16 protein-coding genes and 1 pseudogene are annotated in these 16,724 nt (G+C 66.5%); 3 read left to right on the forward strand and 14 right to left on the reverse strand.

Annotated elements, in window-relative coordinates; genetic code table 11:
* Positions 1-29 precede the first annotated feature (29 nt).
* Positions 30-1,325: a serine hydrolase domain-containing protein gene (locus EL340_RS07745; protein ID WP_126414130.1), complete on the forward strand. Its 1,296-nt coding sequence runs from the start codon at positions 30-32 to the stop codon at positions 1,323-1,325.
* Here EL340_RS07745 and EL340_RS07750 read toward each other — a convergent pair.
* The 11 genes and pseudogenes from EL340_RS07750 to EL340_RS07800 form a co-directional block, all read right to left on the reverse strand.
* Positions 1,294-1,938: a response regulator gene (locus tag EL340_RS07750; protein WP_126414131.1), complete on the reverse strand. Its 645-nt coding sequence runs from the start codon at positions 1,936-1,938 to the stop codon at positions 1,294-1,296. The two genes, EL340_RS07745 and EL340_RS07750, sit on opposite strands and share 32 nt — an antisense overlap.
* Positions 1,926-3,185: a sensor histidine kinase gene (locus EL340_RS07755; RefSeq protein ID WP_126414132.1), complete on the reverse strand. Its 1,260-nt coding sequence runs from the start codon at positions 3,183-3,185 to the stop codon at positions 1,926-1,928. The genes EL340_RS07750 and EL340_RS07755 overlap by 13 nt, the downstream gene beginning before the upstream one ends.
* Positions 3,186-3,263: 78 nt before the next feature.
* Entirely contained in the window at positions 3,264-4,277 is a 1,014-nt protein-coding gene (locus EL340_RS07760) for a phosphotransferase family protein (RefSeq protein ID WP_126414133.1), read from the reverse strand.
* Between the two features lie 59 nt (positions 4,278-4,336).
* Positions 4,337-4,873 (reverse strand): P-loop nucleotide/nucleoside kinase family protein, encoded by a 537-nt coding sequence (locus EL340_RS07765; RefSeq protein ID WP_126414134.1) that lies wholly within the window; start codon positions 4,871-4,873, stop codon positions 4,337-4,339.
* 2 nt (positions 4,874-4,875) lie between these two features.
* Positions 4,876-5,745, reverse strand: a complete 870-nt coding sequence (htpX, locus tag EL340_RS07770) for a zinc metalloprotease HtpX (protein ID WP_126414135.1) — start codon at positions 5,743-5,745, stop codon at positions 4,876-4,878.
* 33 nt (positions 5,746-5,778) lie between these two features.
* Positions 5,779-6,363 (reverse strand): GNAT family N-acetyltransferase, encoded by a 585-nt coding sequence (locus tag EL340_RS07775; protein WP_126414136.1) that lies wholly within the window; start codon positions 6,361-6,363, stop codon positions 5,779-5,781.
* 3 nt (positions 6,364-6,366) lie between these two features.
* The gene (locus tag EL340_RS15935) at positions 6,367-6,864 is read right to left on the reverse strand and encodes an alanine dehydrogenase (RefSeq protein ID WP_408608583.1); all 498 of its coding nucleotides are present in this window, start codon (positions 6,862-6,864) and stop codon (positions 6,367-6,369) included.
* Positions 6,862-7,644: pseudogene (locus EL340_RS15940) on the reverse strand (IS1634 family transposase); the annotation flags it as partial. The pseudogene EL340_RS15940 and the gene EL340_RS15935, both read right to left, overlap by 3 nt.
* A 562-nt stretch (positions 7,645-8,206) precedes the next feature.
* Complete coding sequence (locus EL340_RS15390) at positions 8,207-8,551, reverse strand: hypothetical protein (RefSeq protein ID WP_232022927.1); 345 nt, start codon at positions 8,549-8,551, stop codon at positions 8,207-8,209.
* 382 nt (positions 8,552-8,933) lie between these two features.
* Entirely contained in the window at positions 8,934-9,623 is a 690-nt protein-coding gene (locus tag EL340_RS07795) for an ATP-binding cassette domain-containing protein (RefSeq protein WP_126414139.1), read from the reverse strand.
* Between the two features lie 7 nt (positions 9,624-9,630).
* The gene (locus EL340_RS07800; protein WP_101558692.1) at positions 9,631-10,338 is read right to left on the reverse strand and encodes a hypothetical protein; all 708 of its coding nucleotides are present in this window, start codon (positions 10,336-10,338) and stop codon (positions 9,631-9,633) included.
* Positions 10,339-10,553: 215 nt separating this feature from the next.
* Here EL340_RS07800 and EL340_RS14925 point away from each other — a divergent pair, with 215 nt between their 5' ends.
* Both EL340_RS14925 and EL340_RS07805 read left to right on the forward strand, forming a co-directional pair.
* Positions 10,554-10,697 (forward strand): hypothetical protein, encoded by a 144-nt coding sequence (locus EL340_RS14925; protein WP_164719358.1) that lies wholly within the window; start codon positions 10,554-10,556, stop codon positions 10,695-10,697.
* 220 nt (positions 10,698-10,917) lie between these two features.
* Positions 10,918-11,880 (forward strand): IS630 family transposase, encoded by a 963-nt coding sequence (locus EL340_RS07805; protein WP_232022928.1) that lies wholly within the window; start codon positions 10,918-10,920, stop codon positions 11,878-11,880.
* 16 nt (positions 11,881-11,896) lie between these two features.
* Here the strand turns inward: EL340_RS07805 and EL340_RS07810 are convergent, their stop codons facing one another.
* The 3 genes from EL340_RS07810 to EL340_RS07815 form a co-directional block, all read right to left on the reverse strand.
* On the reverse strand, positions 11,897-12,661 hold the full coding sequence (locus EL340_RS07810) for a radical SAM protein (RefSeq protein ID WP_164719359.1): 765 nt from the start codon (positions 12,659-12,661) through the stop codon (positions 11,897-11,899).
* Positions 12,662-12,740: 79 nt separating this feature from the next.
* A complete protein-coding gene (locus EL340_RS14930) occupies positions 12,741-12,986 on the reverse strand; it encodes a hypothetical protein (RefSeq protein WP_134771934.1) in 246 nt (81 codons plus the stop codon).
* A gap of 566 nt (positions 12,987-13,552) precedes the next feature.
* Complete coding sequence (locus EL340_RS07815; protein WP_126414141.1) at positions 13,553-15,034, reverse strand: FAD-dependent oxidoreductase; 1,482 nt, start codon at positions 15,032-15,034, stop codon at positions 13,553-13,555.
* Positions 15,035-16,724: the final 1,690 nt, after the last annotated feature.

The following is a 16,724-nucleotide window of genomic DNA, read 5'->3' on the forward strand; positions in this document are numbered from 1 at the left end:
AGATGGTAACGCCGTGATATCAATACCGTATGAGCATTCAATTATGGTTCAGGCTGTCCGCGCTTCTGACCGCAGTGGCCCTGCTGCACGCCTCGGCGCCGGCAACCGCATCACGTTCCGAGCTGGATACGGCGATCTCCCAGGCGAAAGAGGCCGGCGCCCCCTCGGGCGCCTTCGCGCTTCTGAGGGACGGAGAGGTCGTGCAGGTCGAGACCTTCGGCGAGGCGAACCCGGACTCGGTGTTCCTGTGGGGTTCGGTATCCAAGCCGGTTGCGGCTTCCATCGCTCGTGAGCTGGAGTCGCAGGGCCGCCTTGATCCGAACGCACCGGCCGAGCAGTACGCACCGGGTAGCACGGAAGCCTCGGTGCGCCACCTGGTCAACCACACCTCCGGTCTCGGTTTCGGCGCCAAGGAGCTTGATGTCGACCGACCGAGGGCCAACGCCCGCGACGTCGTGGCGGACCACCCGGCCACTAGTACGGCAGGCGGGTACCAGTACTCGAGCCTGGGATACCTGCATCTCCAGGCGGTCCTGGAATCCGCCTCTGGAGGCTCCTACCACAGCCTCGTCAGCGAGAGCCTCCCGGGTGCCGGTGCCAGCCAGGAGTTCTGCGAGCACCGTATCCAGGGACACCGGCTCGCCGGGCCGATAGCGCTCCCGCTCGACTCCGGCTACGACGGCGCTGGCGGTGCTTACGGGTACACATGCGGAGACATCGGCACTCTCGCGTCCTTCGCCCAGCAACATGTGAGGGATCCGGACCTGACGGACGTGGTGGACACCGGCCAGCATGAGCAGCAGTACGCCGGAGGCTGGCGTCTCACCCACGAGGACGACGGACGCCTCACCCACTGGCACACCGGTACGGTCCCCGGGTACTTCAGCGCCATATATCTTGATATCTCCAGCGGAGACGGGACAGCCATGCTTCTCAACGCCTCCGGATACCTGCATGAGCAGGAGCTGGCCTCGGTGGCCCGAGCGGCTTTCGATCGAAGCACTGACCGCAAGCCGGCGACCGAGGCCGGCTCGTTCGCCGCCACGCTCATCCCGACCGCTCTCGCAGGGAGTGCTGTCCTCGTCATGGCTGCCGGCTTCAGGTGGCGCTCACGCCGCGCGGCACTGACGTGGACCGCGCTGCTCACGGCGCTGACCTCATCCGGCGTCGGGCTGCTCATGTGGTCGGGATACCCGGCGCGCTACCTGTGGCTGTGGGAGCCTGGGACGCTCGTAGCGGCGGGTATGCTGACCCTGGCGCTCCTGGTGGCTGCGACGGCATCCCTGTGCCGGCTCAGGACGACAGCAGCGTCAGGACGGCCTTGACGCGTCGGTGGACGGCGGCGTCGGGCAGCAGGCCGAGCTTGGCGAAGATCCGCTGGGTGTGCTTCTCCACGGCGCCCTCGGTGACCACCATGACCTCGGCGATGCCGGCATTCGTGTGGCCCTCGGCCATGAGGGCCAGGACCTCCCGCTCCCGGGGCGTGAGCTCCTCGAGCGGGTCGTTGCGCCGTCCGCGCTGGAGGACCTGGGAGACGACGTCGGGGTCGAGCACCAGCTCGCCGCGCGCCACCCGCTCGACCGCCCCGAGGAAGGCGTCGATGTCGCCGACCCGGTCCTTGAGGAGGTAGCCGAGCGCACCGCCGCCGTCGGCCAGGAGATCGGGCAGGTAGCCGGCGACGACGTACTGGCTCAGCAGCAGGACCGGTGCGCCCGGCCACTGGGCGCGGATACGGGTGGTGGCGCGCAGGCCCTCATCGGTGTGGGAGGGCGGCATCCGAATGTCGGCGACGACGACGTCGGGGCGTAGCCGCAGGGCCTCACTCACGAGGGCGTCACCGTCCCCCACTCCCCCGACGACCTCGTGGCCGCCGTCGGCCAGGATGAGGGCCAGCCCCTCGCGCAGCAGGACGGAGTCGTCAGCGATCAGAACGCGCACGGGATCATCGCCTCCACTGTGGTCGGCCCGCCGGCCGGGGACATGAGCGCGAGCCTACCGTCGACGCCGTTGAGGCGCTCGACCAGGCCGGCCAGGCCGTGGCCCTTGGCGGTCGACGCCCCGCCGATGCCGTTGTCGCTGACCGTCACGTGCAGGACGCCATCGGCCACGCGGGCCTCGACGGCGGCCGCCGTGGCCCCGGAGTGCTTGTTGAGGTTGGCCAGGGACTCGCTGATGACGAAGTAGGCGGCCTGGGAGACGTGGTCGGGCAGGTCCTCGGACAGCTCGGTGCTCACGGTGACCGGGACGGAGGAGCGGGTGGCGGCCTCGGTGATGGCGGCGGCCAGGCCGCGGTCGACGAGGACGGGCGGAGCGATGCCGCGGGAGAGCTGGCGCAGCTCGTCAAGGGTCTGCTGGGTCTGGTCCATGGCGCCCTGGATGATCGCGGAGGCGGCCACCGGGTCCTTCTCGGCCTGGCGCTGGGCACGGGCCAGGTCCATACGCAGGCGCACGAGACGCTGCTGGGGTCCGTCGTGGATGTCGCGCTCCAGGCGGCGGCGGGTGTCCGCCTCCGCCCGCTGGACGGCGGCCCGGGAGGTCTGGAGGCGGCTGACCTCACTGCGCCAGGAGAGCATGCCGCGGATGAGCCCCGCCTGCATGGCGGCCAGGCCCCGCAGGACGAAGGGGGCGGTGAGCATGAAGATGACGCCGACGGTCAGGTCGATCACGACGTCCCAGAGCAGAGGCGGGTACAGACCCAGAAGATCGGACAGACCATTGCGTTGATCTCCAAGGATTGATTCGGTAATGACATCGGCGATGGGGCCGAGGAGGCCGCCCACTGCCGCCGCCAGCCACACGACGGTGAGGATCCAGCTGACGAGGGATACCGGGAAGAAGACGATGACCCACAGCAGGTCCACCCAGCGCTGAGGGTCGCGCAGGCGTCGCAGGATCATGCGGTGCAGGGAGGTTCCCGGCTCGGGTTCGAGGTAGCCGCCCGGCACCGGCTCGCGCCCGTCCAGGCGCGCCACGGCGAGGCGGGCCAGGTTGGCGAAGCCCCCGGCGATGCTCAGGGCCAGGACGAGCACCATCAGCCCCACCCAGATGATGACGGTGCCCGTACCGAGGGCGGTCAGCGGCAGGACGAGGCAGAAGGCGAGCAGGCTCAGCGGCCAGCTCAGGAGGAGGAAGGTGGCGTCCCGGCCGAGTCGGCGGTAGCGCGAGGCCCATGTTGATCGGTTCATGCCTCATATCCTCCTCAGGCCTGGAATCATGCCCAATCCTGTCACCTGGCGAGGCCTTGGTGGGGCTAGCCCGACATGTCAGTCTGTGAGTCGGGCGACCAGGCTGCGGGCGAGCTCGTCGGCCCACGTCCCGTAGCAGGCCTTGTCGGGGCGGCTGAGGCAGTACAGGAGGTTGCCCAGGCGGTCGAGGAGCTCGTAGGCGCTGCGGCGGGCCAGCAGCTGCTGCGGCTCGTCGGCGCCGGTGGCCGGCGGGATGCTCATGCGCTGCGCGTACCACGAGTACTCAGTGACGAGGGCGGCGACGGCGTCGGGCGTCAGGGGCAGGTACCAGGGGCCTCCGGTCACCCGGCCGCCGATGAGGGCCAGGTCCTTGGCAACGTCACCGGGACCCGACCACTCGAAGTCGATGAACCGCGGGACGCCGTCGGGGCCGAGGATGACGTTGGTGGCGACGAGGTCGCCGTGGATGAGCGGGTGGGCGCGGACTCCCGAGAAGGCGGGATCGAGACGGGCCAGCTCGCGGCGCCAGGCGGGCAGGAGCGAGGCGACGCGTGGATCGGTGAGCGTATTCGGGTGGCGTTCTCCCCACCAGGTCAGCAGCTCCTCTCCCTGCTCGCTAGCGCTCAGAACTCGCGCGGTCGACGGCGCAGAGTTGGCAGCAGGGCCGGCCGCGAGGTCCGCCGCGAGCGCCGCGTGCAGGCGGGCGATCTGGTGGGCGAGGGCGGCCACGAGCCCCGGGTTCCAGTCGCCGGCTCGCAGGGCTCGGCCGGGGACGTGGGTGGTCACCATGTAGGGGGCGCCGAGCGGGTTGTCGGAGCCGGCCTCCAGGGCGACGGCGCTGGTGCCGATCTCAGGCGGAACGCGCCTAAGGGCCTCGAACTCGGCGGTCATGGAACGGGGCATCTCGCGGCCGGCGCGACGTGGAACGCGCAGGACGCGGGCCCGCGGGCCGGAGCCGATCCGCCAGGCGGTATAGCTCTCTCCGGCTCCGAGCGGCTTAACCGGTCCGGTGCCCACGCCGCGGAGCCGGCCGGCGTCGACGGCGGCCCGAACACGTCGGGCGAGGTCGTCGGGCGGGGGCGGAGCGTGCACTGCCCTATCTCACCACCGCGCCTGGGGCCACCAAGCTAGCCGCAGAACCAGCCACAGATCTAAGCACCGACACTGCTCGCGTCGACGATGGCTTGGGCGGCCTCGGTGGCGGTGAGCTCGGCGGTGTCCAGCCGGAGACCGGCCTCGGGCCAGGGGGCGTAGTCGCGTTGCTCGATCGCCCGCCAGTCCGGCAGCTCGAGGCCCTCGATGTCGCTGACCCGCTGCCGGGCGCGGCGGCGGTGCTCGGCCTGATCGGAGCAGACGAGCTCGACGGCGAGGAAGCGGCACCCCAGGGCCGACGCGGCCTCCTCCCACAGGCGACGGGTGACGGGCAGCGGGTTGACGCACTCGACCAGCACGTCAGCACCCGTGGCCAGGACGTCCCGAGCGACGGCGGCGGCGGCATAGTAGCCGGCGCCCCCGGGCGCACCGGGAAGCATCTCGCCGCTGTCCCGCAGGGCCTGCTCGATGGAGTCGATGCGCAACCAGGTCGGGATCCGGCTATGCGAGTGCGCCTCGGCGCGCAGACGCAGAACCTCTCGGCACACGGCGGTCTTACCGACGGCCGGCAGCCCGCCGACGACGGTCAGGGTCACCGTCAGTAACCGGCCATCTGCTCGAGGCGGGCGATGCGCTTGTCCATCGGCGGGTGGGTGGAGAAGAGGTTGCGCAGGCTCCCGAAGGGGTTGGCGATCATCATCGAGGAGACCGGCTCCAGTCGCGGGTCCTGCCCCATGGGCACACGCGAGATACCCGACTCGAGCTTGCTGAGCGCACTGGCCAGGGCGAGCGGGTCCTGGGTGAGCTCGGCGCCGTCGTGATCAGCGTCGTACTCGCGGGTGCGCGAGATGGCGAACTGGGTGACGGTGGCGGCCAGGGGCGCCAGGAGGGAGAGCAGCAGGACGGCGATGATGTTGCCGCCGTCCCGGTCGCGCCGGTTGCCGCCGCCGAAGAACAGAGCCATGGAGGCCACCGAGGAGATGACACCGGCGATGCCCGCGGCCACCGAGGAGGTGAGGATGTCGCGGTTGTAGACGTGTGAGAGCTCGTGGCCCAGGACGCCGCGCAACTCACGCTCGTTGAGTAGCTGAAGGATGCCCTGGGTGCAGCACACGGCGGCGTGCGAGGGGCTGCGGCCGGTGGCGAAGGCGTTGGGGCTCATCGTGGGGGCCACGTAGAGGCGCGGCATGGGCTGGCCAGCAGCGGCGGAGAGCTCACGCACGATGGCGTACATCTGGGGCTGCTGGGCCTCGGTGACCTCGATGGCGCCCATGGAGCGCACCGCGATCTTGTCGGAGTTCCAGAAGCCGTAGGCGGTCTGCACCAGGCCGATGACCGGCGCGATGATCAGCCAGATGGCGGAGCCGGTCCCCCTGGCCAGCGCGTAGCCGAGCAGGAGAAGCAGGCTCCACATGCCGCCCAGGAGGACGGCGGTCTTGAGACCGTTGTAGTGGTGGGTCCTTGTCATGGGTGGAGACTATGGGATGAACCTGTGTCTGACCTATGTCTGCTGGCGCGGGACCACTCGCGCGGTGATGAGGCCGCAGTCCAGGCAGTGCAGGGCATCGCGGAAGTCGTCGGGGTCGAAGGTGGTTCCTGGCGCCTCACGCACGAGGGTCCAGTACTCCCCCGTCGAGTCCTGGACCGCGTACCCGGTGTCGCGGAAGCCGGAGCGCTCGTAGAAGGAGAGCCGACGGCGTCGCTGCTCGGCGTTGTCGGCCTCGGCGACGACGGGCTCAATGTCCAGGACGATGGTGCAGCCGGGGTGACGTCGCTCGAGCTCGGCCAGGATGCGAGTACCCAGGCCCCGGCCGCGGGCGACGTCGTCGACGGCGAGGTAGAAGAGGTAGAGCAGGTGGGAGCCGGGGCGGCGCACGGTCCAGGTCAGGGCGACGGGGGCCGGCGAGGCCGCACGGGTCGGTCCGGCGGGCTGGTCCCACCAGGCGACGAGGTCGACGCCGCGCCGCGCACTGAGCAGGTGGATGAGCGCCCAGGGAAGGCGCTCATCCTCGGGGAAGGCACGCAGGTAGAGGTCATGCGCCCAGCGGTCGGTTCTGCTGGCGAAGCGGATGCGACGGGTTCTCATCGCTCAGCCCAGCAGGTCGGCGACGTCGGCCGCGGGGAGGTCCAGGGCCTGGCCGACCGCGGCGGTGTAGAGCGTCCCGGCGTGGGTGCTCAGTCCGCGGGCGAGGTCGGGGCGCGCCGCGATGGCGCCACGCCAGCCCTCATCGGCCAGGGCCAGGGTGTAGGGCAGGGTCGCGTTGGTCAGCGCGTAGGTGGAGGTGTGCGGGACGGCTCCGGGCATGTTGGCCACGCAGTAGAAGATCTTGCCGTCCACCTCGAAGGTGGGCTCGGAGTGGGTGGTGGGGCAGGAGTCCTCGAAGCAGCCTCCCTGGTCGATGGCGATGTCGACCAGCACGCTGCCGGGCCGCATGGTCTCCACCATGGCCCGCGTGACGAGGTTCGGGGTGCGGGCCCCGGGCACGAGGACGGCGCCGATGACCAGGTCCGCCCCGGCGCAGGCCTGGGCCACGTCGAGCTCGGTGGAGAAGCGGGTGCGGATGGTTCCGCCGTTGAGCTCCTCGATGCCGTGGGCGGCCTGGAATGCCTCCACCACCGGGATGATCGTGGTGGTCTCAGCCTTGTTCCCTTCCCAGCAGCCGACCTGGAGGGGGAAGCCGGCCCGGTCGACCAGCAGGCCGACGATGACCTGGGGGTCGACCCTCCGCTCTTTGGAGTAGCCGACCCGCCGCAGGTCGTCCTCACGCTCGGCCTCGAAATAGAGCGTGGTCACGTCGTACAGGCACAGGGCCAGACCGGAGGTGTTGGTGACGTGCTCGAACAAGGCCCCAGAGATCGCCTGGCGGTAGCCCCGCTCCTGAGCGCGGGCCAGGGACGCGTACAGGGTGTTGCGGTGGGCCGGGGCCGGCCAGCCGATCTCGGACAGGACCCGGGGAGTGTCGGCCTTGGAGGTCGGCTCGACCAGGCGAGCGGCGACCATCTGCTCAAAGGCCTGGTCACCCCCGACCGCCTCACCCAGCCCCAGACGCCTGTAGGCCGAACGGATGGCCTCGATCGGCCAGCCCGACCTGCGCGAGACGATCTGCGGCCTTCGCACCGCACCACCGTCACCGGGTGCCTGACCACCCACCTCGTCAGCGTCGTCGTTGAGTGCCGGCCCCAGGTCCAGGACCTGCTGGCCGGCCAGGAGCCGCTGGCGCCCCAGACGCATCAGCGCTGCCAGCTCAGCCTCGTCATGGGCCGACCCCAGGTGCTCCACGATCCGGCGCACACCATGGTCCTTGGCCACGACCTGCACGGCCGTGGCCCCCGAGACTGTCTTAACCTGACGCAGGTACGGACTCACCCACCAGATCCTACCGCCGCCTTAGTGCCCCGAAACAACCACCCCACCCCCACAATCCCAACGAAAAACCCCACCCTGAAACACAAACCACCCCAACCTGTGCAACTCAGGTGAGCAGGTAGCCGATGAGGATGAGCAGGCCCCACATGCCGCCCAGGAGGGCGGTGGTCTTCAGGCCGTTGTGGTGGTTGGTGCCTCGGTAGATCGCCGACATGCCGTCAGAGTAGCGGAGCCACCTGTGCGCGCCCTGTGCAGTCGCCCCGAGTTACGCGCGCGAGACCGGTGGACATCAGGATCAAGACTGTGGTGTGTCAGGACATCTGGGACGGTGTTGGCGTCTCAGACGTCCTGGAACGATCTGGGCGAAGTTTGGAAGCGGTGACGTCAGGCGCGCGTGGCACCGGCGGCGACATTCTGCACCGGTGGTTGCGCCTGGCACCTTGGGTTGCGTTCTCACCGCGCCCGAAGGTGCTAGGCGCAACCACCGGTGCTCAAGGCACCCGACGATGCGACCACGACACGACCGCTTGTCCCAGGACAGGATTCACCGACTGATCGCGCTCTACTTCTCCAGATAATTCTGCCGCGTCCTCCCGATGAGGAGACACACCCCGACCAGAAGCGCCAGGAGCACGCCGTTCGCGCAGACTAGCTGAAGCATCCGATATTCAGGATCCACCACGTACTGCCCCTGAAGCGGGATCATTCCGAGATAGTAGCTCGAGAAATCATCACCAGTCACTGCGCCCACGACCCAGTGATCAGCAAAACGCCTGACGAGGGAGAAATACAGCGTCGCGAACGCAAGAATTTGCATAAAGACGAACATGGCCCATGAGACCGAGCGCGCCATACCAGGCCCGGCGACCCGCTTGCCAGCAGAAGCGCCTATGAGCATCATCAACATGCCACAGGCTAGAGCGACCCCCTTTGCGATGAGCCCTAGGAGCACCGCACTCCAACTAGTCTCGCCTCGACCAGAATCCGGAAGGCTAACGACGGCGTACAAAACCATCAAAAACGACCAGAGAACACAACCGTGCAAACCCGCCATCTTCCATCTCGGCAGTGGAGAGAGGAAGAAGATCCTCTCACTGCAAAGGGCCACATGCCGCACCAAGTAATCTAGCGCATACAATGACGCTCCGAATGAGAGCAGCATGACACCCAGCGCGTGCATCTGTGCCACCATTTGCCCAGATCCCACCCGCCCTGCGACAGCAACGACCAACGCGAGTACCAAGATGGGCAGGAAGAACCGTCCATGACGACGCAGGACCATCCTCAAATCATTCATGTGCGGCCACCAAACGTTTAAATGCCATCTCGAGGGACCCATCACCGATCCGCCGAACATCGGCAACCTTTCCAGAGCGGAGCAGCCGCCCGTCCACCACCATCATGACAGCGTCGAAGACGCGCTCAACCCCCTCGATCAGATGGGTACTCAACAACATTGGAGCCTCCTGACATCGAACTTCGATGATGTTCTCGATCAAGCGATCACGAGTCAGGGGATCGACGCCAGCTAACGGCTCATCCAAGACATATAGTTTTGGCCGCCTCGCCATGATCAGAGCCAGATGCAAGCGCTCCGACATCCCTTTCGAAAGGCTTCCCACAGGCGCCGACCTTTTAATCGCGGACCCAGCGAGAAACTCTTCCGCGACATCATCGCGAAAATCCTGGTGCCTCGCGCTAAACAGATCAATCGCCTGCCCAACTGTCATCCAGGAGAACAAGAACGGCTTATCTGGTAGATAGGCGATCTCATCTCGACTGGGGCACCTCAGCGCACCGTCATATCTCCCAATATCGCCACAGACCGTCTTGAACAACGTGGTTTTCCCGGCACCGTTCGGGCCAAACATGCCGACAACACCATCGTCCGCGTCTACTCTAAAACTCATGTCCGAGACCGCACGATGCTTGCCGTAAGACACCGAAAGGCGAATCCCTTCAACAACAATATCACCCATATCCAGATCACCTCCAAAGGAACGACACGACAACGAAAATGATAATATAGGCCAATACCCCGAGCGAGACAATCCTCAGAACCAGAATGGGCTTTGGCGCATCCGACCAGCCCTCGACTTCCTCAAGATCGAAGCACGCCAATAGCATACGTTGACCATCCGCATTCCACAAGGGCAACAAGTTGGTGGCGACAAAGATCATCACCAAGGCAGTTCCATATCTCCCCTCCTCACCCAGGCCCAGAACTTCCTGGCACAATACGAGCAGGTTCACGGCGATCAAGTTAGCGAAGAGTCCGGCAGAGTGGCAGAGCAGCCTTTCCCTTCTAGGGAGAAGGGATACCTGATTCATTCTAACGAAGAATGCCGGCATGACCCAATAGTTCATCTTGAATCCCACCTTGTCAGGACGCCTTCCGCACCATCGCAACGCCAGGACATGACCAGCCTCATGGATGAGCAGATTACTGACAACTAACGTCGCCGCCAGGACGAGGCCTCCGCCTCCGTTGAGCCTTTCTGAAGCCACGTCTGAAGCGAGATACCCCAGCAGCCATAGCAACCCATTGATCAACATCGTGAGAAACAGCATGACGTAGACGCCCAGCCATAGCGTCGACAGGCGAGAAGCCTTGTCCACCCAGGCAACAGGTCTCTCCCCAATCACCACAAAGGTCGTCTTGAAGTAGGTATCGCTAGCGCGATCATGTATCACAACACGATCTCCGTGCCTGACGATTTCGATGTCGTCCTCGCAGCACGACTGCCACGACGGCCGTTCTTTGAGTCGACTGAGTCGATCGAGTCGGTTTGACAAGACGCTTCCATCCCCTCGGCTCAGCGCTCACTCACATATTGAGCCTTGTACTCCTCGAAATCATTCCGCAACTCGCTGATTCTGCTCTTGTCTGCGAAGATCACGCTGCACAGATGACAGGCATCGACAACGGGAAAAGGCTCGGCGAATCGTTCATCTCCATTCCTCTTGAGTTTTTCCACAAACCACCCCAGGCCTTCTTCTATAGTGTGATTAAAACAAGATTCGTGTTGCTGGTTTTGTTGTTGGGTTGGTGATCGGGTATTCGTGGGGCGTCCGATGTGGGGGTGTCGCTTTCTCGTGGGGTGCTTGGCTGCTGGTGCTGGCTTCTTTTGTTGTCGTCTCTTGTGTTGTCGGCGTTTCGTGTGAGCTCTCGGGTCGAGGGCGGAATATCATGCTGGGATGGACAGGGTCGTGGTTAGTGATGATGAGTGGACTGTTTTGCAGGGCTATAAGCACCAGGCGCCTTACAGGTTGATGCGTTTGAAGTCCGAGGCGGTCGTGCTGCTGTCCAAGGGTGTGGATACCGCGGTCGTGGCCCAGGTCGTCGAGCGCACGCCCGAGACGGTGCGCAGCTGGGCTCGGGAGTGGAACCGGTACCGCCTGGCCTCAATCCACACCGGTCACGCCGGCAACCTCAACGCCTCCAGGCTCACCGCCACCCAGCGCCAGGAGGTGGCCGGGGTACTGTCCCGGCCCCCGTCGGAGCAGGGCCTGCCCATCGGGTTCTGGGACGTGCCCCATCTGGCGGCCTGGGTCTACGACCACTTCGAGGTGGAGTACGCCTCTGCCGCCTCCTACCGGTTCCTGCTGCACATGGCGGGCCTGTCCTTCCACCGCCCCCAGACCGTTGACCAGCGCCGCCCGCCCCAGGCGGACGTTGACCAGCGCATGAGCCAGATCCGTTCCGAGATCGTCCGCAAGTGGTCCGATCCCGAGGTGATGGTGGTGTGCGCCGACGAGGTGCGTATCGAGCACGAGGCGATCGTGCGCAGGGCGTGGATCCGCCGGGGGGACGCCGCCCGCCTGGAGGTCGACCGCCGCCGCCAGGCCCAGTCCTACATCGGCTTCCTGCACGAGACCGACGGCACCGTCGACTTGATGACCCTCGACTGGCAGGACACCGGCACCATCACCCAGGCCCTGATCGACCTGACCGTGAAGCACCCCGACAAGAAGAAGATCGTCATCGTGTGGGACAACGCCTCCTGGCACCGTTCAGCAAAGCTCACAAACAGCCTCAAGACCATCAAGAACCTCGAGAGGATCCACCTGATCAACCTACCCGCCTACAGCCCCGACGAGAACCCCATCGAGCACGTCTGGAAAGAAGCAAAGGACAGTATCAGCAACCACCAAAGAGCCACATTCCCCCAAACCCGACAAGCATTCGAGACCTTCATCCAGGCAAACAAGTTCCCCTACCGACTCACAAAATAATCTCGTTTAAACTCCACTATATCATAATCTTGAATGCAAGGTTGCATTCTATGCGACGCGCCCCCTCCTCGATCGTGAGTTCATTGGCGTCACCAACCGAAAGAGCGCTGTTGATGACACCCAGCGAACAGCATGGGTAGACTTGGCCGTCACCCGAGAACAGCAAAACCTGTCCTGGGCACTTCAGGTTCTCGGTTGAGACATGATCGTACGTTATCTCGCATGATGCGATGCCCTCGGCCTGCCCAACAGGTGTAATATCGAAACTGTTGATATGCACACCTTCTAGGAGGCCTTCTAGTTGGTCCAGCGTCTTACTGGCGGGCTCACTTCGCGACTGGCAGATGTTGACAGCGAATTCAATTTCGGGCGCGACATCCCTCACCTTGAGGATGTTCCTCACTCGCTCGATTGGCACATAAGGCAGATGAAAGGTGTCAGCACTGATCGTGATAGTTCGGACGCCAGCGTCTGCCAATTCTAGAAGAACTCCCCTGGCGCTCGCTTCCGTGATCCCCCAGAATCCATTTGAAACGATCGTGCTTCGTTTGCCAGCTCGTTTCAAACGTCTCATCTGCTCCAGTATGAAGGACTTGCGCAGCAACGCCTCTCCACCAGTGAACGCGACTATCTTGATCGACGGTGAGGCGATGGCTTCGTCGATCAGACGAACAACTGTAGCATCCTCTAAGTGCCTCTCATCCTTTGGGTGGGACGACACGCAGCAATGAGCGCATCTGGCATTGCACTTCATATGCGGAGCGATAATCACACGTTGCATTAGAACACCTTGATAGTGGTATCGAATTGGGCGATGGGTGCGGGCGCCTCCAGTGGCACCCGCACCCACTTCGCAGCCGTCACCAGCCAGCGGCAACCCAGTTGTTGCTGACAAGAACCCAACCAAGGTCATCGCTGTCAGACAACTTGACGACTCGGTCGTCCACGATAAGCGCATCGAGCAGATCCTGCATGATCTCACCTCCCTCAATCGAGCTCAATTGTCGGTCGATTGGCAACGCCAACGTCAGGCAGTTCACACCTTCAGCGCCAACCATCCGATCGATTTCGCTCCAGAGTACCACGGGTAGGGGATCGCGCACCATGCGGAAGTTCCCCGCATGTCGCACATTCGTGCGGACTTAGGTGTACTACATCGCCCTTTGGCACCGCCAAACTCATCCGAAAGTATGACGGTCGCGACTCCTTCAAGGAGGCTGTGTCAGCAAGCCGAGGCCCATCTGCGACGCCTCGGCGGCCCCGGGCTCACCTGGAGCAATGATGCGGGAAGCGGATCTGCGCCGGGACGGAGACAGTCGCCGATCGCGGCCCACGAGTGGGCAGCGCGGATATGACTTGGCCGCCCGTCGTGCCCGATCTTGGATGATCGCGGGCGGGGATTGGCCTCCGGCACGCACCCAAGTGGGACGTCCAGAGCGGCGCTGGGCGCTCCTGAGCGACCCTGGACCCTCGAGAGCACCGCCGGAGCGCTGCCCCCAACGTCCCTGCGCGCTGTAGCCGTCCCTTCTCGCGCCGTCGGGCCCGCAGAAACCGTCTCGGCCCGCTCCCGCGCCCTCAAACTGCGAGGATGAGGGCGCAACGACGGGGCGAGGTGCGGTGAACCAGTCCGCCCGGTCTTCCGGGACCTCCCGGCCGCCCCTCCCCCGCTTCCTCAGAGCCGGTGGGCGACGCGCTCGGGGACGCGGTCCGCCTCGGGCTGGCCGATGAGGTCCTCGGGGACCTCGGTGGAGCGGGAGATCGCGGTCATGGCGTCACGGGAGACGACCTTGACGCGCTCGCGCGGCTTGGAGGCGCCGCCGGTGACGACGACCTCCCCGTAGTTCTCGCCGAGCTCGCGCTCGTAGGCGTCGAGCAGCTCCCAGCCCTCCCAGTTGGTGAAGGGGATGCCGCGGGACTCCAGCAGGGCGATGAGGGCGTCGTGGCCGACCTGGGCCTCGTCGTTGGTCTCGGCGTGCAGCAGGCCGGCGTTGGCGTCGGCCACGAGGTTCGTGATCGTCTCCTGCGCGTCGGACTTGGTGGAGCCGATGAGGCCTACGGGACCGCGGCGGATCCAGCCGGTGGCGTACAGGCCGGTCAGTGGCTTGCCGTCCTCGCCGAGCACGCGGCCGCCCTCGTTGGGGACGACGTGCCGCTCGTCGTCGAAGGGCAGGCCCTCGATGGCGCTGGAGGCGTACCCGACGGCGCGGTAGATCGCCTGGACGGGCCAGTCGCGGTACTCACCGGTGCCGGTGACGGTGCCGTCGCCGGTCAGGCGGGTGCGCTCGGTGCGCAGGCCCACGACGTGACCGTCGTCGTCGGTGAGGACCTCGTGGGGGGCGGAGAAGAGGTGGATGTGGATGCGGTGGGAGGCGGTGAGGTCCTCCGGCTCCTGCATCGCGTAGCCCTCGAGGGCCTTGACGACCTGGCGCTGCTGGTTGGAGGAGGCCAGGGCCGCCTGCGAGCCCTCGTCGTACTCGAAGTCCTCCTCGTCGACGAGGACGTCGACGTCGGTCTGCTTGCCGAGCTCGCGCAGCTCCAGCGGGGTGAACTTCACCTGGGCGGGGCCGCGGCGGCCGAAGACGTGCACGTCGGTGACCGGGGACTGCTGGAGGGTGGCGGCGACATTCGCCGGGATCTCGGTGGTCATGAGGTCGTCAGCGTGCTTGGCCAGGACGCGCGCGATATCGAGGGCCACGTTCCCGACGCCGATGACGGCGACCTCCTTGGCGCTCAGGTCCCAGGTGCGCGGGTGGTCGGGGTGGCCGTCGTACCAGGAGACGAAGTCAGCGCCGCCGTGGCACTCGGGGGCGTCGACGCCGGGGATGTCGAGGGGGGCGTCGGTATCGGCGCCGGTGGAGAAGACGATGGCGTCGTAGTGCTCGTGGAGCTCGGCCACCGAGATGTCACGGCCGACCTCGACGTTGCCGATGAGGCGGATGTCCCCGCGCTGGAGGATCTTGTAGAGGGCCACGATGATCTGCTTGATGCGCGGGTGGTCGGGGGCGACGCCGTAGCGCACCAGGCCGTAGGGCGCGGGGAGCCGCTCGAACAGGTCGATACAGACGTCCAGGCCCGACTTCGAGAGGATGTCCGAGGCGTAGATGCCCGCGGGACCGGCTCCGATGACGGCGACATTGAGAGGACGTGCGTTCACTGTTCTTCGTTCCTGACTCAGGGGATGTGGACGTGGTGCCCGGGGCCCGGACGGCCGGTGCGGACGGCCAGGCGACGGCGGAGCGTCGGCAGTGCGTCAGCAGCGCGTCGGCAGCGCGTCGGCAGAGTGCCGCTGGGACGGTCGGGCGCGAGCGGGGTGCTGCGCCACGGCCTCGGGTACCGCGGCACAGTCTATGGACGAAGGGGAGCCTCACCCAGGGCGCGGGCAACATCGCGGCTTTGAGGCGCGTCACGTCGGAGGGGCGGCAGCGTTGCGGGGCGTGGCCACTGCGGCAGCCTGTCGATACTGCACGAGGTCTCGGTACTACTGGAGGAGGTGCGGATGTACTCCACGAGACTCCGGGTCACGTGCAGTGCGGTTAGCCCTCATCCAGTGGGACCCGAGGCTCGTACAGTAGACCCTCCCCAGACCCTCCCCTGAGCGGCGCACTCAGCGCCTCAACGGACTCGAACGACTCTTATGGATATCGCGTTTTCGTTGCTATGACGGCGGTTTGCTGGGGTCGCTCGGGGTGCGGGCGGTAGTGGGCGGGGCTATACTGTACATATGTTCGAAGAGGGCGTGCTTCCCTGTGACCCGGCTGTTGTGGTGCCGGGCGGGGTGGGCGCGCCCGCCGGGGTCGCGGCACCGGGCCCGGGCCCGCAGCCGGTGCCGGCGGAGGAGGTAGCGGGTGTACTGGCGTCCCTGGGTGCGGGTGGGGTGCTGGCCGGCGTGGTCGAGGGTCTGCTGGCCCGCCTGCTGGTGGACACCCAGGGGCCCAACGGCGAAAGCCCCACCGCCGCCGACGACGCCGACGGCGCTGATACTGGCGCTGGCTCTCAGGGCCCCGGCACCGCCGGGGCGGACTTCACCGGCGGCGCTGATGCTGCTGCCGGTGCTGGTGGTGGGGTGGCTGCGGGCCTGTTCGCCGGTGAGCCGTGCGGTGATGCGGTTCTGGTGGCTGCTGCCGAGCGCTACCGGGCACTGGGGGTGGAGGAGGCCGCCTCCTCAGAACTCATGGCCCTGGGGGCTGAGGGTCTGGGGGAGCTGGTGGCGGCCTGCCACCGCCTGGCGGCCTGGGCCGCCTGGGGTGAGGCCCTGGCGGCGGCCTGCCTGACCGGGTGCGAGGAGCTGTCGACCCACCCCGGACAGTGGGGCCCAGCAGGCACCGTGTCCCCCGTGGTGGGCTATGACGAGCGGCGCTTGAACACCACCTGCCTCCTTTCGGCCCGCCTCGGAGTCTCCCGCACCCGGGCCGGGCAGGTCATCGACCACGGCACCGCCTTGATGAGCGCCGGTTTCGGGCCGGTCGAGGCTATGGAGCGCTGCGGGGTGCTGGACTCAGCCAAAGCCTGCCTGGTAACTCGTCGTCTCGAGGGGGTGCCCGCCCCGGTGGCCCTGGAGGTCCAAGAGCAGGTGCTGCCCCAGGCGCCCCGGCGCAGCGTCTGCCAGCTGGGACACGACATCGAGAGAGCCCTCATCCAGGCTGACCCCGACGGCCACGCCGAGCGCGCCCAGGCCAATGCGGCGCGGCGGTGCGTGTCGCGCCCCAGGCCCGCCGGTGAGGGGGTCTGCCGGGTGAGCATGCTGCTGCCGGCCATGGACGCCCTGCTGCTGGACGCCACCCTGGACGCCATCGCCGCCAGCGCACGCGCCGCCGGCGAGGAACGCACCCTGGCCCAGCTACGAG

This window comes from Actinomyces viscosus, assembly GCF_900637975.1.
Taxonomy (GTDB): domain Bacteria; phylum Actinomycetota; class Actinomycetes; order Actinomycetales; family Actinomycetaceae; genus Actinomyces; species Actinomyces viscosus.

Coding starts and splice junctions, on each gene's coding strand:
- EL340_RS07745 (WP_126414130.1), top strand. CDS start 30: ATGAGCATTCAATTATGGTTCAGGCTGTCCGCGCTTCTGACCGCAGTG.
- EL340_RS07755 (WP_126414132.1), bottom strand. CDS start 3,185: ATGAACCGATCAACATGGGCCTCGCGCTACCGCCGACTCGGCCGGGAC.
- htpX (WP_126414135.1), bottom strand. CDS start 5,745: ATGACAAGGACCCACCACTACAACGGTCTCAAGACCGCCGTCCTCCTG.
- EL340_RS07775 (WP_126414136.1), bottom strand. CDS start 6,363: ATGAGAACCCGTCGCATCCGCTTCGCCAGCAGAACCGACCGCTGGGCG.
- EL340_RS15390 (WP_232022927.1), bottom strand. CDS start 8,551: ATGTTGATGATGCTCATAGGCGCTTCTGCTGGCAAGCGGGTCGCCGGG.
- EL340_RS07795 (WP_126414139.1), bottom strand. CDS start 9,623: ATGGGTGATATTGTTGTTGAAGGGATTCGCCTTTCGGTGTCTTACGGC.
- EL340_RS14925 (WP_164719358.1), top strand. CDS start 10,554: ATGACAGGCATCGACAACGGGAAAAGGCTCGGCGAATCGTTCATCTCC.
- EL340_RS07805 (WP_232022928.1), top strand. CDS start 10,918: ATGCGTTTGAAGTCCGAGGCGGTCGTGCTGCTGTCCAAGGGTGTGGAT.
- EL340_RS07810 (WP_164719359.1), bottom strand. CDS start 12,661: ATGCAACGTGTGATTATCGCTCCGCATATGAAGTGCAATGCCAGATGC.
- EL340_RS14930 (WP_134771934.1), bottom strand. CDS start 12,986: ATGGTGCGCGATCCCCTACCCGTGGTACTCTGGAGCGAAATCGATCGG.